Below are 25,692 nucleotides of genomic sequence, written 5' to 3' on the forward strand. Positions count from 1 at the left end.
CTCTCTTTAGCCATATATGGAGACAGTAATTGTTTTGATGATGTTGTTGGTCTGTTTCAGCTTCGTGCTGAAACAGACCTTCCACGGAGTGCGCGAGGTGATGGCGGTTTCTGTGATTGTCATGGTGTTTACGGCCATGATGTGGCCTTTCGCCATCGAACAGTCTAAGACGCAAATGGCATCGTGGCTTGCCGATACGAGCCTGATGCTCGACGTGGCAGTGTTGCTGAGTGTAGATGTGGCGTTGACGTTGCTGTTTTGTGTGGCACATGTCGACTTGAAGACTTCCGCCCATGTCAGCCGTCGTAAATGGATGGTATTCATCGGGCTGAAGTATTTTCCGGGATTACTCATTTTCCCCGTGCTCTTCAGTGGGTTGACGGCAGTAATATTCCTTCTCCCCGGTGTGTCGTTCCAGTTGGTGGCATGGACGCTGGGCGGTTTGTTGCTTCCGGCTGTCCCTTTGTCGGTCTATGGCCTGCGCCGGCTTTTGCCGGAACGCGAGATACGCCTTGAAATGCTCTTTCTCGGCAATATTCTCCTGGCTCTGATGGGGGTCATTGCTACTGTCAACGGGCGTACGGCTGTGGTAGGCTTCGACAGCTTCGATTGGCGCATGCTGTTGCTCGTGGTGTGCGTGGTCACGACCGGTGCGGTTGTAGGATGGGTGAATTATCTTGTGAGAATGAAGAAACTAAAAAATAAAATAGAAAGAAAAAGATGAATTACATTTCAGACGTATTGTTTTGGATTTCCACCGGCCTGTTGGTCCCTGTGGTTGTGTTGTTGATATGGTTTTTCGTGCGTGCCATCTTGCTGCTCGGAGGTTTTTTCGGCCAATATCTTATGATGCGGAAGATAGGGGCGCAGATTCGTGAGCAGATGGATGCGTTGACTGTCGATAATCTCGATACATTGTCCGACCGGTTGCCCAAAAGTAAACAGGCCGTGATAGTGGCATATATAAATAAGGTAGTGGCTGCACGAGGCAGCAAGGCGCAAGTGAATAGGTTGCTCGACCGGTATGGGCAGTTTGTGGAGAAAGACATGTCGCTGCCCACCACTCTGCTGAAGATGGGGCCGATGCTCGGACTGATGGGGACGCTTATCCCTATGGGACCCGCCCTTGTCGGCCTTTCGACGGGCGACATCGCTTCGATGGCCTACAACATGCAGGTGGCTTTCGCCACAACAGTCGTCGGACTTTCATCTGCCGCCATCGGCTTCATTGCCAAGCAAGCCAAGAGCCGATGGTATGCCGAGGATATGAGTAATCTGGAGTTTATAGCCGAATTGTTGGATGAGCAAACTACTGTGGAATGAGAACGAGACGACGCAACTGTCTGGCGCATGATGCCGACGACGATCCGATGAGTGTGGTGAGCAATCTCTTCGATGTGGCGATGGTTTTTGCCGTAGCCCTGATGGTGGCTCTCGTCAGCCGCTACAACATGACGGAGATGTTCAGTCGCGAAGATTTTACCATGGTGAAGAATCCCGGCAAAGACAACATGGAGATAATCACCAAGAAAGGAGAGAAGATAGAACGCTATACTCCGTCCGAAAACCAAAGTCAGCGGTCGGGAGCCAAAGGACGGAAGGTGGGCATTGCCTACCAGTTGGAGTCGGGCGAGATAATCTATGTTCCTGAGGAGTGACCGGCTTTTTTTGAACGAGGAGTGTATGATAAAAGGAAAGAAACGAGTGTTGACATGGAAGAACTATCACAAATATGTCGGAGTTATTTCGGCTGTATTTATGTTGTTCTTTTGTGTGTCAGGTGTTATTCTCAATCATAGGAAACTGTTTGCCGATTGCCAGATAAGTCGCGCATGGTTGCCCGGCAGCTATCATTTTCAGAACTATAACAACGGTATCCTTAAAGGTACGGTAGCTCTTGATGATAGTTTGGTGCTGGCTTATGGTTGTGCCGGCATCTGGCTGACGAATAAGGACTTCTCGGACTTTAAAGATTTCAATACCGGGCTTCCCCGTGGCGTTGACGGACGTAATATAAAGAATGTGGTAAAGACCGCTGAAGGTACTCTGTGGTGTGCGGCTTTGTACGACCTGTATCGCTATGATGGAAGCGGATGGGTGAAACAAGATTTGCCGGATAACGAGGAGCGTCTTTCTGATGTCGCATTGGATAAAAAAGGTCGGCAGGTGTTGGCTTTAACGCGTTCTTCTGTTTATACCGTTTCGTTCTTGAATCTGAATGACAGTACGGTTTACAAGGTAGAGCGTCACCGGCTCCAATCGCCCGAAAATTACACGCCTAAGGTAACGCTGTTCAAGACCGTGTGGCTGTTGCACAGTGGCGAATTGTTCGGCATTGTGGGCAAATTAGCGGTAGATTTTGTTGCAGTGGTGATGGCTGTTCTCTGCCTGACGGGAATTCTGCTTTTCGTTTTTCCTTATGTCATGCGCAGGCACAAGCAACTGATGAGAGGAAAAATAAGGAAATGGGAAGGGACTGCCATGAAGTGGAGTCAACGGTGGCACAATCGTTTGGGGTATTACCTTTTGGCTTTATCTCTTTTAGTGGTGGTTACGGGCATGTGTCTTCGTCCGCCGTTAATGATTCCTTTGGTACTGACGAAAAGTTCGCCTTTGCCGGGTACCGTACAAGATCAGGAGAATGTGTGGAGCGACAAACTCCGGGCCATACGCTGGGACAAGGCGGAAAATGCTTGGTTGGTATCTACCTCCGACGGATTTATAAGGGTGGATGAGCAGTTTAGGTTGCCTCCGGTTTTATTGCCTTCGGAAAAGTCGCCTGCAGTCAGTCCGATGGGAATTACCGTCTTTAAGCAGGAGAACGATGGTGGGTGGCTGGTAGGCTCATTCAGCGGCATGTACCGTTGGTCTCCGGCAAGCGGTGAAGTGGCGGATTATTTTTCAGGCCGTCCGGTAGAGAAAAGGAAAGCACGTCCGATTGCTGCGAATATGGTCAGTGGTTATACGGATGACGTGGGAACAGGCAAGCTTATAACGTTTGATTATGTGAAAGGTGCGATAGGGCTGCCGATTATGCCGCAACTGCTGAAAGAACAGCCCATGTCGCTTTGGAACTTCGCTCTTGAACTGCATGTAGGAAGGTGTTATTCTCCGTTTTTGGGCCCCTTTTCAGAGTTGTTTGTTTTCCTTTCGGGATTGCTCATTACGTTAGTGCTCCTGTCCGGTTATATTGTCTACAGCCGGCGAAAGAAGAAACGAGGAAATAATAGAGATATGTATCAATAATAATCAATTTAAAACCTAAGAAGAATGAAAAAGTTTAGAACAATGATTGCCATGGTCATGGCGGTAGTGAATCTGTGTTTGGTGTCAACCTCTTGCAGCAATGATAAAGACGAACCCGTGATTCCGGCGGCCAAGAGCATTGCCGGCAGTTACAAGGGAAATGTAAAGTGTGTTGTAGGTAAAAGTGAGAGTACATTTGAGAATATAGCTTTCTCTTTAGCGGCTCCTAACGACGCCACGTTGGACATCAATATCGGCGCGTTTGGTAATCCGCCGATGGCAGTGCCTGCATTTACTGTCAAAGGTGTAAAGGTGACAGGGACTGATGGCACTTACGCTTTGTCCCCTACGGAGTTCAGCGGAACCACCGATGCCGGGAAAAAATATTCGGGTACGTTGAGAGGTGCGTTTGCTCAGGGAAAACTTACAGTGGAATTCAGCCTGAATTATGGTGCCATGCCGATGGCCTTGATTTGCACGTTTACCGGGACGAAACAGAAATGACACCGACAATGAAAGAGAAAATCTTTGTATTCTTTCTTTTGCTTTGCGGACTGCATGCGTCTCTTTGGGCAGATTCCTTTGATGTGAGAGGGCGTGTGCTCGATGATACCGGCAGTCCGCTGGCAGGTGCCCATGTCAGAATATCGAATCAGGAACATTCTGCGGTGACCGATAAGGATGGGCGTTTCCGCTTGGCGGTAAATTCCGAGGGCGTGTTGAGGGTGCAGGTATCCTACGTCGGTTTTCAGACGGAAACCTTCGTGCTGCATGTCGGTGCCAAGGCCGGCGAGCAGGTGTTGCGCCTGACGCCTGATGTGGCAGCCTTGCAACAAGTAGTGGTTACTGCTACCCGAACGCCCAAGACACTGAAGGAAGTTCCGGTGGTTACACGGCTGATTACATCGGCCGACATCCGCAAAGCCGATGCCACCAACGTGCAGGATTTGCTTACGGAGGAGTTGCCCGGTTTGGAGTTCGGTTATGCCATGAGTCAGGAAACATCGCTCACGATGAATGGTTTCGGCGGTAATTCCGTGCTTTTTCTGGTGGACGGCGAACGCCTTGCCGGAGAGACAATGAATAACGTGGATTACAGCCGTTTGAACCTTGATAATGTGGGAAGGATAGAGGTTGTGAAAGGTGCTGCGTCGGCTCTTTATGGGGCCAATGCCGTGGCCGGTGTGGTGAATATCATCACTCGCGAAAGCAGTGAGCCGTGGACTGCCAATATCAACTCCCGCTATCGAGATGCCGGGAAGGAGTGGAGACATGGAGGTACTTTCAGTTTTAACTCTGGCAAATGGAATTCGCAAACAAACCTGCAACGTACTGTCATGGAGTCTATTCGTCTGACCGATGCTTTCGATACGAATTCGAAGATACAACAAGTCTACGGTGGAAAAACTTTCAATGTAAAGGAACGGCTTGTTTTCAAAGCTACCGACGGATTGAAGCTGATTGCAAGAGGCGGATATTTTGTTCGCGAGAGCAATCGTGCCAACTATGACGATCATTATAAGGATTACAACGGAGGCTTGAAAGTAGTCTGTGATTTCAGTAAGGAGCAGAATCTCGAAATCTCGTATGGTTACGACCGATACGACAAGTTTCGTTTCATAGGAGGCAAGCGCACTCACGACCACGATTACAGTAATTGCCAGCACGTTGTTCGTGCGCTCTATACTCATCAGTTCGGACAAAACATGCTGACTGTCGGTGGAGACTACCTGAACGATTATTTGACAACTTATCAGTTTCTTGATAATGAAGCTCACAGGCAGTACATCGTGGATGCTTTCGCTCAGTTCGATTATAATCCCACACAGTGGCTCAATTTTGTGGCAAGTCTTAGGCACGACTATTTCTCCGCTTCAAAGGCCAATGCCGTAACAGCACGTATTGCCACCATGTTTAAGTGGGACTGTTTCTCCATACGTGCCAACTATGCCGGTGGATTTCGTGCTCCTACGTTGAAGGAAATGTATATGCACTTTGACATGGCAGGTATTCAGATGGTTTACGGTAATCCTGACCTGAAGCCGGAAAGAAGCAACAACTTCAATCTGGCATTGGAGCACAACGGACACATTCGTAACGGAGTGCTTGCCGGACAATACAGCCTGACGCTTACAGGGTATTACAATAAGTATGACAGGCGCATCACTACAACGGATTTTCCCGGTGATGCCGTTCGTGAGAAAGGGGCGATATATTGCAATGAGGATGGCGTCACGGTGTCGGGCATTGACTTCGGAACTCAGTATCGAACAGAATCGGGGGTTGGAATAAAGCTGAATTACAACTATCTTCATACAAGCGGCAGTTCCATTGATTCGCAATTTTCACAGCCGCGTCCTCACTCTGCCACTTGGCGAATAGACTTCGATCGTCAATTGTGTAGTATATACGGACTGAACATTGCTCTTTCAGGACGTTACTTATCTAAACCCGACACGAAGTTGAAAGAATTCGACAATGCCTACCAGTTATGGAAGTTTTCTCTGCAACAGCGTATTTGGCAAGGGATTAGCGTGAATTGTGTTATAGACAACCTTTTTGCCTATAAACCCGAAGTGTACTATTGGAATTCTGCACCGACTGCAGGACGGACATGGTCGGTAGGCATTTCTCTTGATGTCGATAGGATTGTATCGGGATTGTGATACGGTACCTCCCCCCATGCGGGCATGTTTTTTCCGGCAACTTATGCCATCTTTATGTGTGTGAGCCGTGTATATTTTCTACTTCCTGCCATGTAGGTACGTGCCACGCGGGCAGATGCGATTTCTATCGTTTCTCCCGGTCGGTAGGCATGTTCTGCGGCAGGCAGTTGGCACGAACTTCGGCTTGCCGTGCGTGCATTGATTCTGAAAGTAACCAGATTTCCGGAGGCATCTTTCAGTTTCAACACTTGGCGTACGTAGAAATAGGCTGTGGTTCCTCTGACTTGAGTTTTGTAGGGGTTATCTTCTACTGTGACGCTGAGCACGGTCAAGGTCAGATTTTCCAGTTTCTCTCCTTCTTTCCCCAGAAAACGCCCGTTGCTTGTTGCCTGTTTCGCTCTTCTTCGTTGGATGTCCAGACTGACTGAATGGTAAATCTTGGCTATCTGTACGAAACGTTCTTGTTTCGGTATCCGCGGTTGGAATTTGAAGGCTATCCATGAAAGATAGGCGGGATCTATGCGAAGTATCTCGTGCAAAAAGTGTCCGTGGTATTTGCCGAAAGAAATGATATCATCTCCTTTGCTCTGCATCCTTTTGGCATTATATTCCACTATTATCAGGCGGCGGATGGAGTAGAAACACAGTGTGCTTGCCATCCGCAAGGATTCGTGTATGTCGGCAGAAAGGTCGCAAATGAAGAAAATAGATTGCCGTTCGGGCAGAGGAGAGTATATCCATAAAGAGTACCGGGGATATTCGGGACGAGGCAGCACGACAAGATAAGTGCCTGCTTCCTTGTAGGAAGCCTTTCCTTGATTGTACGTGTTCAGCTTACTGTACAACAGGTCTTGTTCTACTTGGGAAATACCCGGAATTTGCGGATTAGCCATCTCTCGAATTCTGTTTTCTCAAATATATGTTTTTTGAGATTAAAATTCAAACTTTCCGCAAGAAATGTTTGTCAGGTATTATCCGATGCCGGTATAGTTAGGGATGTTCTTGAAAACGACTGCCCTTTTTTAAAACCGGGTCATCAATTCCAATACAATCTTATCTTGTTCTGATTCTTTGGCGATACTATTACTTGCATAGAAGTATTTCTCGTAGTTCAGCCGCAAGTCTGTGCGGAATGCTTTGCAGAGGCTGAAAGTGATGTCGCCCGTCAATCGTTGTCGTTTGTGGTCGGTCACGACAAGAACGCCGGTCTCTTTATCCGTTGTTTTGGCATCGCTTTGGTCGGTCATCATGTCATAACGTAGCAGAAAAGACAGCTTGTTGAATACTTTTCGTAGCGGTAAATCATAGTTTATGAAAGTATTTGCGGCATGCACGTTTCCGAAAGCATTGTCGGCGTATTGTTTGTACAAATATTCTCCTTCGATATGAAAACGCCCTGATTCATAATAGGCGCCGATGTCATAGGACCGCATACGTATTTCTTGGGGTTGTATGCTTTGGACACTGAGGGTCAGGTTCAGTGTTTTAGCAAAGAAGAATTGAGCTTTTGCCGAGAAGTTTACTTCCTTGTGCCACTCTTTCTGGTTGGTCAGTCCCGAACCATTGAAAAGCCCCCCTTCTACGGTGATGGGTATATCGGTAGGGAAGGTATAGCCTATGGTGAAACCCACATCGCGCACATTTCCCACTTGCTTGGCAATGAATGAACGGTTTGGAAAATATTGTTGATGCGGCGAACGGTGTGCATCGATGGTGAAAGGCACACGCATTTGTCCGGCGGTAAGCATCAGTCCTTTGGTAGGAAAAAGCCGGGCATAGGCATCCAACATTTTTATTTTCCCTTCGTCCGAAAGATCTATTTCCGCTTTGTAGGCAACAATGGGAAAAATGTTGCCTGTTATGCTGATGCGGGCATTGCGCACCTCGAAACGTCCTGCCCCCATTGTTGTCTGATATTCAAATTTGGAACGGATGGTTCCATGCACTTCGGGCAGATGATCTTTGGTCTCCGGCTTTTCTTTTTCTATTTTTTTCCCATCTTCGTTGATTGAAGGATTTTGGGCTTTTGCGGTCAATGACAGGAAGGCCATGAGTATAGCCAATGCGCTTTTTTTCATCATTCGGTTATTGTTGATTGGTTTATAGGTCGCAAAGTTACTGAATAATGTATTATCTTTCTATGTCGATGATGTTTCATTCTTGTTTCTTTCTTGTTTATAGCGAGAAGAGCAACAAGAACATGACAAGAACATGACAAGAAGATGATAAGAAGATGGTTTATGAAAAATGCGGCCTTTCTCGTTTGCAGGAAAAAAGATTTTCCGTATCTTTACTATGTCGTAACAGAGTAGGCATTAGTCTGGAAACCATCTATTTTTTTGGGGGGGTATAATCAAAATACATTTGTTTATGAAGAAAACTCTTTTCTTTATTTGTCTTTTTTCGGCTCTATTCTCTTTGAGAAGTGTTGCGGCTGTTCCCGATGGAGTTATTCCGTTTATCTTTGACGGACATCTGTATCTCCAATCTACCTTGAATGATACAGTTCCTGTTACCATTATTTACGATACAGGAGCTGACTTTCTGTATCTTGATGAAGATTATTTAAAACTTAAAAATCTTCAAAACGCTTTCGGAAGAAAAGGAAAGGCAAAAATGGGAGGTGCAGGAAATAGCGAGCCTAAACTCATAGACATATTCATTGACCCGGTTAAAATCCATTGTGGAGAGCAGGAATACGAAAACCAGATTACACCTATAATTAAGTTGCGTGATATTCTTGGGAGGCATACTGACGGTTTATTAGGCAATACTCACCTATTAAAGACTCCTTTGGAGATTAATTTCAGCGAGTGCTGCATACGTCAGTTAAAAGAACCTTTTTCAGTTGGTTTGCTTGATAATTATATAAAACTTAACGCTCGATTTGAGGATAACCGCATTGATGTAAAGGCGAAGCTACAAATCGACGATAAAAATATGTTGGAGGGTTGGTTTAGAATGGATTTAGGGTGTGGCTCCACTATTATTCTTACTAATAAAACTGCATCTTCGCTAAATCTTACGGATACACCAAAAGCATATTTCTGCACACAGGCCGGAGGTGTTGGCGGTGCTTCTGATGATGTTACGGTGAGGGCTGCAAAATTCTGCATGGTCGATACGCTTGAAAATCTTGTGATAGATTATTCTCTCAATGAAAAGGGCGCATTATCATTTGGCAGACCCTATATAGGTATAATAGGTAATGAAATATGGTCTCTCTACGATATCGTTTTAGACCCGGCAAACTCTTCTGTATGGGTAAAACGTAATAAAAATAAGGGAACTTATGCCCAATCCTCTGTAACGCATATGGCAACTGTCGACCGCACAGATATTTGCGATGGCTGGATTGTCAATGGCTTATATAAAGGAGGTATAGCAGAACGGGCCGGTATTGAGATAGGTGATATAATTATAGCCATAAATAATCGTCTTGTTAAAAAAATAACATGGGAAGAGCAACGAAAAGGTTTGGGGCTTAAAGGAGAAACTATATATACCATTAAGAAAGCCAACGGTAAGATAATTTCCTATACCTTGTTTATTGACAAACAGATTATTTAATGGAAACTGCATTCTTCCTGATATTCCATACAGTCCATAACTTCGCTGAGAAATCTGCAGGTTATGGGTCTAAATTTTAATCCGGTTGAAAATATTTCCGGTGAAAAAGTGTAGATAACGTATTTGTTTCATCGCAATGTTCAGCGAGAACTCTCGTTTGCTTTGCAATTCGTGCCTCAGATGGAGTGCCGAGTTCTGTCTTATATCGAGGGTATCTAAGTCGTATACTTAGATACCCCCTCGCCGGAAGGTGTTCTGGCAGGGGGGCGGCCAGCCTCCGGATTTTCTGCGAAAAATGGATGTGGTGCGGTAAATGTTAATTATAAATCGTGCTCTCTCGGTTATTTATTGTTTCAAACATCCTATCGGAACCATGTAGCTTCCTGTGCTTACTTTGTCGTTTGATTCCTCTGATTCAAACAAAGTCGTCGGGTGCATTGTGATTTCTATGGCAAAGGCATGCTAAAAAGGTTTATCTTTTCTGTTTTTCTGCTTAAAATCACGTACTTTTGCAGATAGAAAATGTTCAATGCCGAACTTGGACACCGGTTCTGTTGCCATGCTCTGAAGTGTATTCGGCGTAAACAGTGGCAATGGAAGGCTAATACAAGTATCTTTTTAATAAAAGCAGAATAAGGCAGAGAAATAATGATTACGATAATTTGGCTATATTCGAAGTGATGGGCAAATCCGGCAAAAGAGTATTGGTTGGCATGAGTGGGGGCATAGATAGTACTGCCACCTGCCTGATGTTGAAAGAGCAAGGCTGCGAGATTGTGGGCCTTACCATGTGGGTATGGGGAGACGAACCGGTCGAAGCCCGCAGGCTTGCCCGCAGCATGGGTATCGAACACCATGTGGCAGACGAACGTGAGGCTTTTCGCGGCGTAATCGTGCAGAATTTTATCGACGAATATCGTAGGGGGCGTACTCCCAATCCTTGCGTAATGTGCAACCCGTTGTTTAAATTCCGCATCCTGACGGAGTGGGCGGACAGGCTGGGATGCGCATACGTCTCCACCGGGCATTATACCCGTTTGGAAGAACGTAACGGGAAGGTCTATATACTTGTAGGAGACGACGATAAGAAAGACCAGTCTTATTTCCTTTGGCGGTTGGGGCAGGATGTCTTGAAGCGATGCATCTTTCCGTTGGGCACTTATACCAAAGTGCAGGTGCGCGAATATCTTCGCGACAGGGGATATACGCTCAAGGCAGAAGAGGGTGAAAGCATGGAAGTATGTTTCGTCAAGGGAGACTATCGGGATTTCCTGCGCGAACATTCTCCGGAGATAGACCGTGAGGTAGGGCCGGGGTGGTTCGTCGACTCGGAAGGAGTGAAGCTGGGAGAGCATAAAGGCTTCCCATATTACACCATCGGGCAGCGTAAAGGGTTGGAAATAGCCTTGGGCAAGCCGGCTTATGTCCTGAAGATAAATCCGCAGAAAAATACGGTCATGCTGGGAGATGCCGAACAATTAAAGACAGAATACATGCTTACCGAGCAGGATAACCTGACGGATGAAAACGAATTCTTTGGCACTAAGGAACTCACCGTGCGCATCCGCTACCGCAGCAAACCTATTCCTTGTACGGTGAAGCGTCTGGAAGACGGGCGTTTGCTGGTTCATTTCTTATCGGAAGCCTCTGCCATCGCTCCGGGGCAGTCCGCCGTATTTTATATCGGCAATCGGGTAGTCGGCGGTTCGTTTATTGCCTCCCAACGGGGTATCGGGATGTATATTGCTAAACATAATAATGAAACATAAAATATATGAGGAAACTTTTTTTTCTTTTGACCTTCATTCTGGTCGTTACGGGAGCATCGGCTCAACAAGATACGTTGAAATATCGCGTCAGTCTGAAAGACAAGGCCGCCACGGCGTATTCATTGAAACGTCCGGAGGCTTTTCTTTCTGAAAAGGCGATTGCGCGTCGCCGGAAGCAGAACTTGCCGATAGATTCTACGGACTTGCCCGTGTGTCGCAAGTATATAGATGAGATTCGTCGTCAGGGGGTGAATATCGTTGTGACCGGTAAGTGGGATAACTTTGTCACTGTGTCCTGCAACGATTCGGCGTTGATGGAACGTGTCGCCGCATTGCCTTTTGTCAGCCGGACAGAGAAGGTATGGACGGCGCCCGAAGGAGATGGCCCGTTTATGGGCACGAAGCGCGATTCTTTGTTAAACTGTCCGACGCTACACCCTGACAGTATTTATGGACTCGCCATTCAGCAGATACGGTTGAGCAATGGTGATAAACTGCACGAAGCGGGCTTCAAAGGGCAAGGGATGACGATTGCCGTCATTGACGCCGGTTTTCATAATGCCGACAAGATTGCCACCATGCAGAATATCCGTATCTTGGGTACGAAAGATTTTGTAAATCCTGAGGCTGATATCTTTGCGGAGAGCGGCCACGGTCTGATGGTGCTTTCGTGCATCGGCATGAACCGCCCTGATATAATGACCGGCACAGCTCCGGAAGCCTCTTTCTGGCTGTTGCGCAGCGAAGACGAATATTCCGAACATCTGGTGGAACAGGATTATTGGGCAGCCGCTATCGAGTTTGCCGACAGCGTGGGTGTGGATATGGTTAATACCTCGCTGGGCTACTATTCTTTTGACGATAAATCCAAGGATTATACGTATCGTGATTTGGACGGATGTTCTACTCTGATGTCCCGTCAGGCATCGCGCATTGCCGATAAAGGAATGATATTGGTGTGCAGTGCCGGAAATTCCGGTATGGGCTCTTGGAAAAAGATTACTCCTCCCGGCGATGCCGAGAATGTGTTGACGGTAGGTGCGGTAGACAGAGGGGCTGTTTTAGCTCCGTTCTCTTCTGTCGGCAATACGGCCGACAACCGTGTGAAGCCGGATGTCGTGGCTCTTGGGCTTGGGGCTGAGGTGATACGTACGGACGGCAATCAGGGAAAGGCCAACGGAACATCTTTCTCCTCACCGATTATGTGTGGCATGGTTGCCTGCTTATGGCAGGCTCGTCCGGAACTGACGGCAAAAGAGGTGATTGAATTGGTGCGCAGCGTTGGCGATCGTGCCGATTTTCCTGATAATATTTATGGATATGGAGTGCCGGATATGTGGGAGGCAGCTTCTCTTCCTGAGCCCCTATCTCGTAGAAAGGGTGGAAAATAGATTTTCTTCCTGATTTTTAGTATAAAGAGTGAGTATGCCTTTATTAAAACCGAAAAGATGAACCTGAGTAACTATCCTCCCCTCCCTACGGAGAAGGGGACAGGAGGGAGAGGCTTCGTCTCTCTCTTCGACCTGAATGCGCTGGTACGTAGCAGCATAGAACAATGCCTGCCCGATGAATATTGGGTGCAGGCAGAGTTGAGCGATGTACGCACCAACAGTACGGGGCATTGCTATCTGGAGTTTATACAAAAAGACCCTCGTGGCAATAATCTGATAGCCAAAGCGAGGGGAACAATCTGGTCGAATGTCTTTCGTTTGCTGAAGCCCTATTTCGAGGAGACTACGGGGCAGGAGTTCGTTTCCGGCATCAAGGTACTGGTACTGGTTACGGTCAGTTTTCATGAATTGTATGGATATACTCTTACCGTGCAGGACATCGATCCTGCCTATACATTGGGAGATATGGAGCGTCGCCGTAGAGAAATCTTGAATCAACTGGAAGAAGAAGGCGTGCTGACCCTGAATAAGGAATTGGAGATGCCGCGACTTCCGCAGCGTATTGCCGTCATATCTTCGTCTACGGCAGCAGGTTACGGCGACTTCTGCCATCAACTGGAGCATAATCCTCGAAACTTTTTCTTTTATACCGAACTGTTTCCGGCCTTGATGCAGGGCGACCGTGTGGAAGATTCCGTATTGTCGGCTCTTGATAAAATAAATGCGCGTTTGGCAGAGTTCGATGTGGTTGTCATTATCCGTGGCGGAGGTGCAACGTCCGACCTTTCCGGTTTTGATACCTACCTGCTTGCCGCAGCTTGTGCGCAGTTTCCTCTGCCCATCATTACCGGCATAGGGCATGAACGGGATGATACGGTAATCGATTCCGTGGCCCACACCCGTGTGAAGACTCCCACTGCCGCCGCCGAATTTTTGATAGACTGTATGAACGATGCCGCCGATGAATTGGAGATGCTCGCCGTTCGCTTGCAGGAAGGAGTTAGAAGCCTGCTGGGGCAGGAACGGCGTAAAATAATCGCTTGCAAAAATCGGATTCCTACTGCCGTTTACCGTACCCTTTCGTTCGGACGTCTCTCTCTGCTTACTTTGCGCAAAGACCTCATGTCGTCGCTTCGAGGACGTTTGTCGGGCGAACGTCATCGTCTGGAGCTGTTGCAACAACGTTTAAAGGATGCTTCGCCGGAACGTTTGTTGGCGCGTGGTTACAGCATTACGCTAAAAGATGGAAAGGTGGTGAAAGACTTCAAGCAAGTGCAAGAAGGAGATGAAGTTGTGACTCGCATCTATCAGGGCGAATTGCTGTCTGTTATAAAGGCGTCCAAGAAAATAAGAAATACTGTGTGAATATAAAAAACAATAATACGATGGCTACAAAGAAAAAAGAGACCTATGCCCAAGCCTTGGCACGCTTGGAGGACATTGTCAGCCGTATAGACAATAACGAGCTGGAAATTGACGAACTGGCCGAAAAGATAAAAGAGGCCAATGAGATCATCGCATTTTGCAGTGATAAACTGACGAAAGCCGACCGGGAAATTGAAAAATTACTGTCGGAGAAGCGGGATTCTGAAGAATAAAAACTACATTTGTTGCAAAATATACGTATTGACGTAACTAATACTTTGAGATATGAAAGAACTGGATTGGGCTAATCTGCCGTTCGGATATATGAAGACAGATTACAATGTGAGAATTTATTATCGTAACGAACAGTGGGGCGAACTGGAAACTTGCAGTGAAGAAACCATTCCCATGCACATGGCAGCTACTTGCCTGCATTACGGTCAGGAAGCTTTCGAAGGCTTGAAGGCTTTCAGGGGTAAAGACGGCAAAGTGCGTATCTTCCGTCTGGAAGAGAATGCGGCCCGGTTGCAGTCTACTTGTCGGGGGATTCTTATGCCGGAGCTTCCTACGGAGCGTTTCAAGGAAGCTGTCTTGAAGGTGGTAAGACTGAACGAGCGTTTTATTCCGCCTTATGAATCGGGTGCTTCTTTATATATCCGTCCGTTGCTGATTGGCACCGGTGCACAGGTGGGCGTGCGCCCTGCCAATGAATATCTGTTTGTGATATTCGTAACGCCGGTAGGCCCTTACTTTAAAGGTGGATTCTCAACCAATCCGTATGTCATTATCCGTGAGTTCGACCGTGCCGCACCTCTTGGAACCGGTACATATAAAGTGGGAGGCAACTATGCGGCCAGTCTGCGTGCCAACAAAAAAGCGCACGATTTGGGCTATGCCTGCGAGTTCTATCTGGATGCCAAAGAAAAGAAGTACATCGACGAGTGCGGCGCAGCCAATTTCTTCGGCATCAAAAACAATACATACATCACTCCGAAATCAACGTCCATCCTTCCGTCCATCACGAACAAGAGCTTGATGCAATTGGCCGAAGATTTGGGCATGAAGGTAGAACGCCGCCCCATTCCGGAAGAAGAGCTGCTGACGTTTGAGGAGGCGGGTGCTTGCGGCACGGCTGCCGTCATCAGTCCTATCGAACGTATTGACGATGTGGAAAACGGCAAGTCGTACGTCATTTCCAAAGACGGAAAGCCGGGACCTGTGTGTACGAAATTGTATAATAAACTGCGTGCCATTCAGTATGGCGACGAACCCGATACACACGGCTGGGTGACTATTGTGGAATAAGAGCATGGGGAAAGGTAAATTGGCGAAGTTTGCCGATATGGCAAATTATCCGCATGTGTTTGAATATCCGTATTCGGCAGTTTCCGATATCCCGTTTGATTTAAAAGGTAAGTGGGGCGAGTCATTCTTCGGGAATGACCGTCCCATTGTTTTGGAATTGGGATGCGGACGTGGCGAGTACACCGTGGGGTTGGGAAAGCTGTTTCCGGAGAAGAATTTCATCGGGGTCGACATAAAAGGTGCGCGCATGTGGTCGGGAGCTACGGAAGCATTGCAGGCAGGCATGAAGAATGTTGCTTTCCTGCGAACGAACATTGAGATTATCGACCGTTTCTTTGCACCGGGCGAAGTCAGTGAAATCTGGCTTACTTTTTCCGATCCGCAGATGAAGAAAGCCACCAAGAGGCTGACCTCTACGTTTTTTATGGAGCGTTACCGCAAGTTCCTGAAAGACGACGGGCTGGTGCATCTCAAGACGGACAGTAACTTTATGTTTACCTATACCAAGTACATGATAGAACGCAACGGCCTGCCCGTCGATGTGATGACCGATGACTTGTATCATGCGGGTATGGCCGACGAGATACTAAGTATCAGAACCTATTATGAACAACAATGGCTCGATCGTGGTTTAACTATCAAGTATATCAAGTTCCGTTTGCCGCAAACAGGCGAGTTGAAGGAACCCGAAGTGGAGATTGAATTGGATGAATACCGCAGTTACAACCGCAGTAAGCGTAGCGGACTGCAAACCTCTAAATAAAAACTTATTAATGATGAAACTATATCCTAAACTTATATTGGACGCATTGGCAACGGTGCGTTATCCCGGCACCGGAAAGAATCTGGTCGAGGCGGACATGGTGGCCGATAATTTGCGTATCGACGGAATGACGGTCAGCTTCTCATTGACGTTCGAGAAGCCCACAGACCCGTTCATGAAGTCGATGGTAAAGGCTGCCGAGACGGCCATACATACGTATGTATCTCCCGAAGTGGAAGTTACCATTACAACGGAAAGTCGTCAGGCGGCACGTCCGGAGGTGGGCAAGTTGCTTCCAGAGGTGAAGAACGTGATAGCCGTGTCCTCCGGTAAAGGAGGTGTCGGGAAATCCACGGTGGCAGCCAATCTTGCCGTTGCTTTGGCGAAGATGGGTTATAAAGTGGGCTTGCTGGATGCCGATATTTTCGGTCCTTCCATTCCTAAGATGTTTCAGGTGGAAGATGCCAAGCCTTATTCCGAAAACATCGGCGGGCGCGATTTGATTGTTCCGGTTGAAAAGTATGGTTTGAAATTGCTTTCCATCGGTTTCTTTGTAAGGCCCGACCAAGCTACCTTGTGGCGTGGCGGCATGGCGAGCAATGCCTTGAAGCAGTTGGTGGGCGATGCCGCTTGGGGTGAATTGGATTATTTCATCCTCGACACTCCTCCGGGCACCAGCGATATTCATCTGACCCTGCTCCAGACGCTTGCCATTACAGGAACTGTCATCGTGAGCACACCGCAGCAGGTGGCTCTTGCCGATGCCCGTAAGGGAGTGGATATGTACACCAACGACAAGGTGAATGTTCCTATTTTGGGTTTGGTGGAAAATATGGCATGGTTTACGCCTGCCGAGTTGCCGGAGAATAAGTATTATATCTTCGGCAAAGAGGGCTGCAAGCAACTGGCGGAAGAGCTTGATGTACCCTTGCTGGGTCAGATTCCTATTGTACAGAGCATTTGCGAAAACGGCGATAAAGGTACTCCGGTGGCTTTGGATGAAAATTCAGTAACCGGGCGTGCTTTCCTGCAACTGGCCGCGGCTGTTGTCCGTCAGGTGGACAAACGGAACGTGGAGATGGCACCGACGCAGATTGTAGAGGTGCATAAATGACGTAGGATTGGATACCGGGACACGGAGGTGCAGAGATAGCGAAAACAGGCGATAATCTCTGTGCCTCCGTGTCTTTGTGTTCAAATCTTATTTATCAGGAGTATCCTTCTCCGGTTTTTGCAGGCGGAATGTGACGGGCAGTGCGTATCGCACATTCACAACTTCCCCTCTTTGCTTGCCGGGTTTCCACTTGGGCATGCCGGAGATTACCCGGATTGCTTCGGCATCTAACAGCGGGTCTACTCCCTGCACCACCTCCGGATTGGTGATATTCCCTTCTGTGTCTACGATAAATCTTATGGTGACTTTTCCTTGAGTTCCGGCTTTCTGTGCCAATACGGGATATTTGATGTTCTCGCTTAAGAACCGCATCAGTGCAGGCAGGCCGCCGGGAAATTCCGGCATCTGTTCTACCACTTCGAAAACAGTTCCTTCTGCTTTCGCCGTTCCTTTTACGGGAGCATATCCCGTTACTGCAACTTCTTCCACAGATCCGTTGACCGGTGCGTATTCTTTCGTATTCTTGCCGTAACCTAATGAGAATGTAACCGGGACGGTGTACTTCACCCGTACGACTTTTGTCCCCTGCCTGCCGGGCTTCCACTTAGGCATGCCGCCGATTACACGCAGTGCCTCCGCATCCAAAGAGGGGGCGACACCGCGGATAATTCTGGTATGGGCGATACTGCCGTCCTTTTCTACGATAAATCCCACGACAACCCTGCCTTGAATATTGGCTTCCTGTGCTTTTACCGGATATTTGAGATTCTTGCTCAGATAGCTCATCAGTCCGGACATACCGCCGCCGGGATATTCCGGCATGTGGTCTACGACTTCAAAAACCCGGTTGTCGGGGTCTTCCTGTTCAACTTTCAGCACGGAGGAGTTTTCCTGCATCCGAATATCCGTTGCGGGTTGCTCCGTTCGTATGTCTACGGCCTCCATGATTTCTGCGGTAATCCGTCCGGTGGTGCGTGCCACGGTTTCGATATTGCTCACAATCATAAGTAAGGCTGTCAAGGGAAGGAACATCAGGTATTTGGTCCTTCCGATTTCTTTCGTTCTTTTCTTGTTCATCATCTTGATACGTTTCTTTAGGGGTAAAACATTGAAATTATTATAGATGGTTGCTGCAGCCTTTTGATGAGACAAACCTAACAAGTGATACTGATAAGCCTTGGAGTCATAGCCGTTCTCCAGTACCCGGGCATCGGCCATGTATTCCAGATTGGTGCGCACTTCACGTTTCATAAGCCAGACAAAGGGGTTGAACCAGCAAAGTGCGCATGCCAGTTCGCCGATGACGACGTCGATGGAGTGCCATTGCCGTGCGTGCGTCTGTTCGTGGGTCAGTATCTCGTTGAGTTCTTCTTCGGTATGCGAAGAGGGGTGGATGAAAATCCAGTGGAAGAAAGAGAATGGGCTTCCTGCCTTGCGTAGCACGAAGACGTTCGCGTTGCCTATTCTTGCTCTGTGGCATTGGCAGGCCAAGCGGCTGATGCCTATTATCTGTATGACGATGCGCATCGCCAGCAGCGTCGCTATTCCTCCGTATAGGATGCCGACGTAATCGGTGGCATGGATGCTTCGGCCTGTTGCAACGGGTTGGGCGCCTATTGTAAATTCCGGCAGAATGACGTTGGCATAGAGGTCTGCCATTGCTGCCATCGGCTCTTGCGCGGTTATCCACGCTTGTATGTTCAACAAAGGTACGGCGGCGGAGATGACGAAGAAACAGAGCAGTGTCGCCCTACGCCAACCGAAGAACGTATCTTTGTAGAAGAACAGCCGATAGAAAGCATAGAAGATTGCTATCGCTACGTTTACTTTCAGAAAATAGGCTAACATGTATATCGTTGTGTTACGGTTATTCTTTCCCTTTTTCTATCATAGTGATGATATCTTTCAGGTCGTTGGCCGAAATCTTCTGCTCTTTGGCAAAGAAAGATACCATTTCTTTATAAGAGTTTTCAAAATAGTTGCGCACGAAGCTGCTCATGAACGTACGTTTGTACTCGCTTTCGCGAATCAGGGGCGTGTATCGGTAGGTGTTTCCTACACGGGTGGGGCGGACGTACTGCTTCCGTTCCAGATTCTTCACGATGGAGGCCACGGTGGTGTAGGGAGGTGCCGGTTGCGGATATTGGGCAACAATGTCTTTTACGAAGCAACTGTCCAGCTCCCAGATGTACAGCATCACTTCTTCTTCTTGTATCGTTAATTTTTCCATGGATAAATGTTTTAATGAATTCAATGCAAATCTACGAATAGTTCGTAATAAAACAATAGACAGATGGTTAATTATTCAAAATATCAAAAAAAACAGTATTGTTGGCATCTGTCTGTCTTCGTGTTCAATTTCGAGTCTTCACAGAACTATCTCCGAAGTCTGCGAAAACAAGTCGCTCTGTCTACGGAAATAAGTGGGACGGTTGTGCAACCTTCTCCATCTGTCGGTTGCAACCGTCCCACTTATTTTTGTACATAACGATAGCTATTTACGCTGAGTTGGAAGTCAGTTTTCCATAGTGCAGCGGTTGGCGGAGTTCATCGTCTTACCCCTTTTTCCCTTCCTCTTGCTTTACTGCTTTCAGCAACTCTTCCTTCATTTTTTCCACTCCGGGGAAGCCTGTGGATCTGAACTTGACGCTTCCTTCACGGTCTATGATGAGGTAAGTCGGCACTCCTTTCACTTCATGTTGTTCCCGCAGGAATTTCCATTGGTCTTCGGTTACGCGGAAGTGTTCGCCGTGTATGTCCGGAATCATGTTTTTCCAAGTATTCAGCGGAGAGGTTTCGCCGGTGACATACAGATATACGATGTCTTCGGCTTTCAGTTCCTCTTTCATGGGGGCTATGGCTTTGTTGGCCATACGGCACGGTCCGCACCAAGTGGCCCAGAAGTCCACCAGCAGCACTTTTCCTTTATATCTGCCGATGATGGAGGCAAACAAGTCTTCATTGCCGACGTTCTCATCCACTTGGTTGATGACATAGCCCGTCTTTTCTTTGTTGGCTTCTATTTGGGCAAGCAGTTCGTCATTGGCGGCAGTCAGCATTTCGCGGTAGGCGTCGGGCATCGTGGCAAGGGTGTCTTTTTGCGCATCGGTGAGCGGAGTGAAATCTTTGATATTCCAATAGAAAGAGACGTTGCGGGCTATGTCGAAGAAGATGCCCTTGTCTGTCCCCCACGCTTTGGCCAGTTCGTTACGTTTATGGATGTATCTGATTGCCGCATTATGGTATTGGCTTGAAAGAACGGATTGGGATACATTCAGCAGCGCGAGGTCGGAATAAGGTATATACTCGGCGGGAATTTTTTGTTGCAGTTGCTGATAAAAGTCTTGGGCGTCTTTCTCTTTGATGCGGTTGGCGTGCAGGGCGGATGATGTCAGCAGGTTGGGCACGGAAACAAGCATGCTGTATGTCTCCAATCGATTGTTGATGGAGAGCAGTTGGCGGGTGGAGGCGCTGCAAGGCAACTTGTCGATGTCAGACTGTGCTTCGTCGGACACTTTGAGGATATATTCCTTTGCAGCATCAATGTCTTTGTCTGCGAAGACGGCACTGCTTTGATATAATCTCGTCATCATGCTTTCACCGGACTGATAACGGTTCAGTTCCTGTGCCACGAGTTGCAACGGGCCGTTGATGTATGCCGGCTCTCCGTAAGGCTTCTCTTGGTTGTGAAATTTGGAGCTGCGGCGGGTCAACTCGCGCAGGTTGAGGTACACCTCCGTCGTCTTGCCCGGTTCCATGAAGAAGTAGATTTCGCTTCCCTGGTCTGTATAGATGCTGCAAGGAGTTGTTCCGAGCAGCGTCACTTCTTTACTGAAACTTCCGTCGGGGTTGATATCCAGCGTTATTGCCGATATATCTCCTTTCCAATTTTCCCACACTACTACTTTGAAAGAGCTCTTCATGCCGGGACGGAAGTCGAGCCATTTTCCTGTCAACGTGGCTTTTCCGTACTGAAGGGTCGGTTGGGGCAACTCGGCTTTTGCGTCGGCCTTGTGCACCGTTGCGTCTGGAGGAAGAACCTGTTTCGGCAGTTTGTTGCCTTTCAGCTGAATGCCCCAGATGCTGAAGCCGTTTTCCACTTTCTCGCCTTCGGTGAAGTCGACGGAGGTGGCGTTGTCGGGCAGAGGAGGAAATACGAGTTGGAATTCCGCTTCGCCCGATTCGGGCATCCAGAAATTCTTGCCGGGTGTGATGCCGATGCCCGAGCGCAGCGGATACCTCTCTCCGTTATTGTCTTGCAAATAACTCTCCGGGGCAATCTGTATCCAGTTTTTAGGACGATACTTGGCATAGATGTGTAGCACGGTGGCCGTGTCGCTGACAATGACTTTGCTTACTTCGATGGAAGTGGTGTTTCTGACAAGGAACGGCGGCCGTTCGATTACCCGGTTTCGGGCGTGCAGGCTGCAACTGATACCTATCAGCAGACCTGCCAAGATTAAATGTAGATGTTTCATAATGATTATAATGATATTTTCTCCAAAGGTACGGATGTATCGTAAGAGTGCAAACGTGAGGGGGTTAATTGATGTGAAAGGCCTGCTTGCTTTTATTTCTCGAAGGAACTGCGTATCTTTGTCTTCGTGATACTTACCGGTCTGAGAGTCGAGGCTGAACATGGAGTTCATCCCGGCTTTTGCCGGCTCTTCGGAAGGGGTGTAAGTACGGCTTCGGTCGAACTTGCAGTACGACTTTGGTCGAAGTTACAGTACGACCTCAGTCGAAGTTACAGTACGACTTCAGCCGAAGTTACAGTACGACAACAGTCGAACTTACAGTACGGCCTCAGTCGAACTTACAGTAAGACCTCAGTCGAACTTACAGTACGGCAACGGTCGAAGTATAAGATGCTTTCCCGAGGGGGGGATTGCTGAATTTCAGGACGAATTCTTAATATATAATAGTATGAGAACTAAAGTTTTTTTGTTGGGCTTGTTGCTGACTGTCGCCGCCAATGCCCAGATTGTCTATCATGATGCTTCTGCCTTTCCGCTGCTGGGCAAAGCCACGGAGTCTACCCTTACGCGCTACGAGCGCTTGCCCGATTCTTTGCAGTCCGTTTCCCGCAAACCGCTGTGGGAGTTGGGCCGCAACAGTGCGGGACTTGCCGTGCGTTTTCGTTCCAACTCCACTTGCATTGCCGCCCGTTGGGAGACGCGGAACAATTTCCGGATGAACCACATGACGCCTACCGGCATCTGCGGACTCGACCTCTATTGCCTGCAAGACGGGCGGTGGATGTTTGCCGGCAGCGGACGTCCTGCGGGCAAGTTCACCGAGGCGGTCATTGTCGGGAATATGACGCCCGAAGAGCGCGAATACCTTCTGTTTCTGCCTTTGTACGACGGCATTACCTCGCTTGCCATCGGCGTAGATTCGCTGTCGATGATAGGCTGTCCGGCGGTCGACTTGCCCAAGCGCGAAAAGCCGATAGCATTTTATGGCACCAGCATCTTGCAGGGAGGTTGCGCCTCGCGTCCCGGCATGGCGCATACCAATATTCTGGAGCGTCGGCTCAACCGCGAGTGCATCAATCTGGGTTTCAGCGGCAATGCCTTGCTCGATTGGGAGATAGCCGACGTATTGACGGGTGTAGACGCTTCGCTGTTCGTTCTCGACTTTGTGCCCAATGCCTCTGTGATTCAGATACAGGAACGTGCAGACAGATTTTATTCCATCATTCGCAGCAGGCATCCCGATACGCCGATACTTTTTGTGGAAGACCCGATTTTCACCCATTCTGCCCTCGACACGAAAATAGCAAACGAGATAAAAGCGAAGAATGAGGCATTGGGCGCTTTCTTCCGCTCCCTGAAACAGCGTGGTGAGCGACATATCTATTTCCTCTCTTCGCGTGACATCATCGGACACGACGGAGAAGCAACGGTAGATGGCATTCACTTCACCGATTTGGGTTTTATGCGCTATGCGGAGGTGCTTTATCCCATCTGCAATGCTTTGTTGAACGGTGTTGAAGGAAGTGCTCTTCTCACTGAGCCGGGTTCAAGATAAGCGGATTCTAACGGTCAATGTCTGCCGACGGCTTTGCCGCTTTTTGTAGTTTATGCCGTTTGTATTCCTCGATCATGTGCTTCCTGCTTTTCAGTATCTGCCGGCGATACACCGCGCAGGTGGTGATGAAATAGAAGCCCGTTTGCAGCCACAGTGCCTGATACTCGAATGCCACTTCGTTGAGCGTGGCCCCCATGCTGTTGATGCGTACATATCCATTGATGCCGAATGTGGAAGGAAAGATATATGAGAAATATCTCCAAAAAGCAGGCATAGCAGTTCCCGGCCACGATATGCCTGAAAGAAACAGCAGGGGTACGGAAGTGAATACAAACAGCAGCATACAGGTTTCGCGATTGCGGATGGCTATGGAAGCCGTCATAGAAAAGAAAATGCAGGCGGCCAGATAGGGCAAGGTAAACAGAATCAGCACACCGGGAAGGGCAATCTGGTTGAGGCTGAATAGATGTGGAACCACACATAGTACATACACGGCCACCAAAGAATAAACCATGAAGTAGCTCAGCCCTTTTCCCATGACGATGCGCAGTGTACCGTTGTAGTGTCGGTTGATGGGCACCAGATCCTTAAAGCGGTTCTTCTCCCGTGCCGTGCCCACAGAAAGGCCTATACCCAGTAGTAGCGTTTGTTGTATGATTAATATCAATACGGCCGGAATCAGAAAAGCGGCAAAGCCGTTGGTCGGGTTGTAAAGAGCCACGTCTTCGTATTCCATCGGGTAAGTGGTAATTTCATCCTGACGGTTGGTGGTATTACTTGTACGCTCTATTTTAATATCGGCATTCATAGCCAATGACACGTTGGTGTTGGCCATCAGTAACGATTTGTAGTAAAGCAGTCCGCTCATGTCGCAGAAAAGGCCGACTTGCGTCTGCTTGCCGCTTACGATGTCATCGCTGAAGGTGGAAGGCATGTGGATGATGCCATATGCTTTTCGTTCTTTCAGCATCAGCTTGGCCTCTTCCATGTCGGCACAATAAGCCACGATGCTCACTTCGGGAGAGGCATCCACTTTCCGCAGATATTCTCGGCTCAACGAAGAGCGTGAATTGTCTACCACCACGGCAGGCACTTCCCGAACAGTCTCGTTGGTATAGATGAAAGCATATATCAGCGGATAGACCAACGGGACAAGCACAAAAAAGATGAGCACGCCCTGGTCGCGGAAGGTCGTGCGGAATTCTTGCCTCCATATATAGAACAAATCATGGATGCCTTGTGTCACTTTTTGTTTGAATGTCAGCTCTTTCATCAGGGAATGTATTTATAGTAAACCAGCGCATCTTTCAACCTGCGCGAGATGAGGAACGGAAGTGTCATGAAAATCAGCAATGCCACATAGTTGGTCCACGAATAAATCATGGGATAGCCGTTCAGGGCCTGATCCACATAAATCAGGAAGTAATGGCGTAAGGGGAAGAGATTGGCCAATGCCTGCAGCGTGGGGTGCATGCCCATGGCAGGGAATGACAGTCCGCACATGGAGAAAGAAAGCACTCCCCACAAAGAGGCGAAGCTGAGGCCTAAACGCAAGGTAGGCAAGGTGCCTATCATCAATATTCCCATGCTTTGCGATGCCAGTATCAGGCAGAGGGTGGCCAAAAGCATGGGGAAAATGCCGCTGTTACAGGGAAAGTGCAGGAAACCATACAGGTAGGCATTGTATAGCATACCCATCAGGAAGAATACGGCTGTATGCGGAAGCAATTTCCCGGCAAGGGATATCCAGATGGAATCATTGCCCATAGACAGCCATTCGCGGGCAGTACGGTCTTTTATTTCTATTCCGATGGAATAGACGGTCACCATAAATATAAGCAGCATCAATACGCCCGGTGCAAAGGTGTTGCACAGGTATACGGAGTAGTTCAGCCACGGGTTGTTGAGTGGATGTGTATCGATGACAATGGGTTGCAGGAAGCCCATGGCTTGGTCTTCGGTGGCTCCTTTGGCATACAGTGTGCTGCGGGCTGCGGCTCCCGATGCCAGTTCGCTCATCATCTTCATGTCCTTGAACAGCAGCGAGCCCGCCACGAGCAAGGTGTTGTTGGTGTAGAAAGATAGCTTAGGCTGTCGCTGTGCCTGCACCTCGGAAGAAGTTCCTTGGGGGATGTAGTAGAAACCGTAAATCTCTCCCCGTTGCATGGCGGTACGGGCTTCTCTGATACCGGGGTAATGAGCCACGACGGCAGTTTGTCCGAAAGCGTCGAGGTTGCGTGTCAGTCGGCGGGAAGTGCTGCTCATGTCTTGGTCTACCACACCCACAGGCATGTTCGTGGGTAATCCGGAGTCCAGCAACGTGGTAAAAAACAGGTAGCAGAACAGCGGCGCTATCACCATGCAGAACAGATATAGCGGACGGGAAACGAGGCGGCGGCATTCGCGCTTCATCACGTCGAGGAGGGAAATATATTTGGATTTACTGTTTACCATCGTGCCGTTACAATTT

At 48.3% G+C, this 25,692-nt stretch carries 22 protein-coding genes; 15 read left to right on the plus strand and 7 right to left on the minus strand.

Annotated elements, in window-relative coordinates:
* The first annotated feature begins 16 nt into the window (after positions 1-16).
* The 6 genes from EV202_RS04650 to EV202_RS04675 are packed head-to-tail and all read left to right on the plus strand — an operon-like array spanning position 17 to position 5,912.
* The gene (locus tag EV202_RS04650) at positions 17-724 is read left to right on the plus strand and encodes a hypothetical protein (RefSeq protein ID WP_234878242.1); all 708 of its coding nucleotides are present in this window, start codon (positions 17-19) and stop codon (positions 722-724) included.
* The gene (locus EV202_RS04655; protein WP_106069935.1) at positions 721-1,323 is read left to right on the plus strand and encodes a MotA/TolQ/ExbB proton channel family protein; all 603 of its coding nucleotides are present in this window, start codon (positions 721-723) and stop codon (positions 1,321-1,323) included. Before EV202_RS04650 ends, EV202_RS04655 begins: the two co-directional genes overlap by 4 nt.
* The gene (locus EV202_RS04660) at positions 1,320-1,658 is read left to right on the plus strand and encodes a DUF2149 domain-containing protein (RefSeq protein WP_131925786.1); all 339 of its coding nucleotides are present in this window, start codon (positions 1,320-1,322) and stop codon (positions 1,656-1,658) included. Before EV202_RS04655 ends, EV202_RS04660 begins: the two co-directional genes overlap by 4 nt.
* 25 nt (positions 1,659-1,683) lie before the next feature.
* Positions 1,684-3,246 carry a PepSY-associated TM helix domain-containing protein gene (locus tag EV202_RS04665; RefSeq protein ID WP_131925788.1) on the plus strand — a complete coding sequence of 521 codons (1,563 nt, stop codon included), beginning with the start codon at positions 1,684-1,686 and terminating at the stop codon, positions 3,244-3,246.
* A 24-nt stretch (positions 3,247-3,270) separates the two neighbouring features.
* Entirely contained in the window at positions 3,271-3,750 is a 480-nt protein-coding gene (locus EV202_RS04670; protein WP_106069938.1) for a calycin-like domain-containing protein, read from the plus strand.
* 8 nt (positions 3,751-3,758) lie between these two features.
* The gene (locus EV202_RS04675; RefSeq protein WP_165899395.1) at positions 3,759-5,912 is read left to right on the plus strand and encodes a TonB-dependent receptor; all 2,154 of its coding nucleotides are present in this window, start codon (positions 3,759-3,761) and stop codon (positions 5,910-5,912) included.
* Between the two features lie 41 nt (positions 5,913-5,953).
* Here EV202_RS04675 and EV202_RS04680 read toward each other — a convergent pair whose 3' ends face one another.
* Both EV202_RS04680 and EV202_RS04685 read right to left on the minus strand, forming a co-directional pair.
* Complete coding sequence (locus EV202_RS04680) at positions 5,954-6,805, minus strand: exodeoxyribonuclease X C-terminal domain-containing protein (RefSeq protein WP_106069940.1); 852 nt, start codon at positions 6,803-6,805, stop codon at positions 5,954-5,956.
* A 129-nt stretch (positions 6,806-6,934) separates the two neighbouring features.
* Entirely contained in the window at positions 6,935-7,990 is a 1,056-nt protein-coding gene (locus tag EV202_RS04685) for a porin (protein ID WP_131925869.1), read from the minus strand.
* Positions 7,991-8,282: 292 nt separating this feature from the next.
* Between EV202_RS04685 and EV202_RS04690 the strand changes: the two genes are divergently transcribed.
* The 8 genes from EV202_RS04690 (at position 8,283) to EV202_RS04725 (ending at position 17,189) form a co-directional block, all read left to right on the plus strand.
* A complete protein-coding gene (locus EV202_RS04690) occupies positions 8,283-9,482 on the plus strand; it encodes a PDZ domain-containing protein (protein ID WP_131925792.1) in 1,200 nt (399 codons plus the stop codon).
* Positions 9,483-10,162: 680 nt separating this feature from the next.
* The gene (gene mnmA, locus EV202_RS04695) at positions 10,163-11,251 is read left to right on the plus strand and encodes a tRNA 2-thiouridine(34) synthase MnmA (protein ID WP_106069942.1); all 1,089 of its coding nucleotides are present in this window, start codon (positions 10,163-10,165) and stop codon (positions 11,249-11,251) included.
* Between the two features lie 5 nt (positions 11,252-11,256).
* Complete coding sequence (locus EV202_RS04700) at positions 11,257-12,642, plus strand: S8 family peptidase (protein ID WP_131925794.1); 1,386 nt, start codon at positions 11,257-11,259, stop codon at positions 12,640-12,642.
* A gap of 57 nt (positions 12,643-12,699) precedes the next feature.
* A complete protein-coding gene (gene xseA, locus EV202_RS04705) occupies positions 12,700-14,007 on the plus strand; it encodes an exodeoxyribonuclease VII large subunit (protein WP_131925796.1) in 1,308 nt (435 codons plus the stop codon).
* Between the two features lie 20 nt (positions 14,008-14,027).
* On the plus strand, positions 14,028-14,240 hold the full coding sequence (gene xseB, locus EV202_RS04710; RefSeq protein WP_106069945.1) for an exodeoxyribonuclease VII small subunit: 213 nt from the start codon (positions 14,028-14,030) through the stop codon (positions 14,238-14,240).
* A 52-nt stretch (positions 14,241-14,292) separates the two neighbouring features.
* Positions 14,293-15,312 (plus strand): branched-chain amino acid aminotransferase, encoded by a 1,020-nt coding sequence (locus EV202_RS04715; RefSeq protein ID WP_106069946.1) that lies wholly within the window; start codon positions 14,293-14,295, stop codon positions 15,310-15,312.
* Between the two features lie 4 nt (positions 15,313-15,316).
* Positions 15,317-16,075 carry a tRNA (guanosine(46)-N7)-methyltransferase TrmB gene (gene trmB, locus EV202_RS04720; RefSeq protein ID WP_131925798.1) on the plus strand — a complete coding sequence of 253 codons (759 nt, stop codon included), beginning with the start codon at positions 15,317-15,319 and terminating at the stop codon, positions 16,073-16,075.
* A gap of 13 nt (positions 16,076-16,088) precedes the next feature.
* Positions 16,089-17,189, plus strand: coding sequence for an Mrp/NBP35 family ATP-binding protein (locus EV202_RS04725; protein ID WP_131925871.1), 1,101 nt, complete (start codon positions 16,089-16,091; stop codon positions 17,187-17,189).
* A gap of 87 nt (positions 17,190-17,276) precedes the next feature.
* Here the strand turns inward: EV202_RS04725 and EV202_RS04730 are convergent, their stop codons facing one another.
* From EV202_RS04730 to EV202_RS04740, 3 genes are all read right to left on the minus strand, one after another.
* Positions 17,277-19,037, minus strand: a complete 1,761-nt coding sequence (locus EV202_RS04730; protein WP_131925800.1) for a M56 family metallopeptidase — start codon at positions 19,035-19,037, stop codon at positions 17,277-17,279.
* Between the two features lie 19 nt (positions 19,038-19,056).
* Positions 19,057-19,419: a BlaI/MecI/CopY family transcriptional regulator gene (locus EV202_RS04735; protein ID WP_106040906.1), complete on the minus strand. Its 363-nt coding sequence runs from the start codon at positions 19,417-19,419 to the stop codon at positions 19,057-19,059.
* A 325-nt stretch (positions 19,420-19,744) separates the two neighbouring features.
* On the minus strand, positions 19,745-21,667 hold the full coding sequence (locus EV202_RS04740) for a TlpA family protein disulfide reductase (RefSeq protein WP_131925802.1): 1,923 nt from the start codon (positions 21,665-21,667) through the stop codon (positions 19,745-19,747).
* Positions 21,668-22,115: 448 nt separating this feature from the next.
* On the opposite strand from EV202_RS04740, the gene EV202_RS04745 reads away from it, so the two are divergent.
* The gene (locus EV202_RS04745; protein ID WP_131925804.1) at positions 22,116-23,222 is read left to right on the plus strand and encodes an SGNH/GDSL hydrolase family protein; all 1,107 of its coding nucleotides are present in this window, start codon (positions 22,116-22,118) and stop codon (positions 23,220-23,222) included.
* A 7-nt stretch (positions 23,223-23,229) separates the two neighbouring features.
* Here the strand turns inward: EV202_RS04745 and EV202_RS04750 are convergent, their stop codons facing one another.
* Positions 23,230-24,495 (minus strand): ABC transporter permease, encoded by a 1,266-nt coding sequence (locus tag EV202_RS04750; RefSeq protein ID WP_106069950.1) that lies wholly within the window; start codon positions 24,493-24,495, stop codon positions 23,230-23,232.
* A complete protein-coding gene (locus EV202_RS04755; RefSeq protein ID WP_131925806.1) occupies positions 24,495-25,676 on the minus strand; it encodes an ABC transporter permease in 1,182 nt (393 codons plus the stop codon). Before EV202_RS04755 ends, EV202_RS04750 begins: the two co-directional genes overlap by 1 nt.
* Positions 25,677-25,692 lie beyond the last annotated feature (16 nt).

The sequence above is a fragment of the Prevotella heparinolytica genome (assembly GCF_004342845.1).
GTDB classification, from domain to species: Bacteria; Bacteroidota; Bacteroidia; order Bacteroidales; family Bacteroidaceae; genus Bacteroides; species Bacteroides heparinolyticus.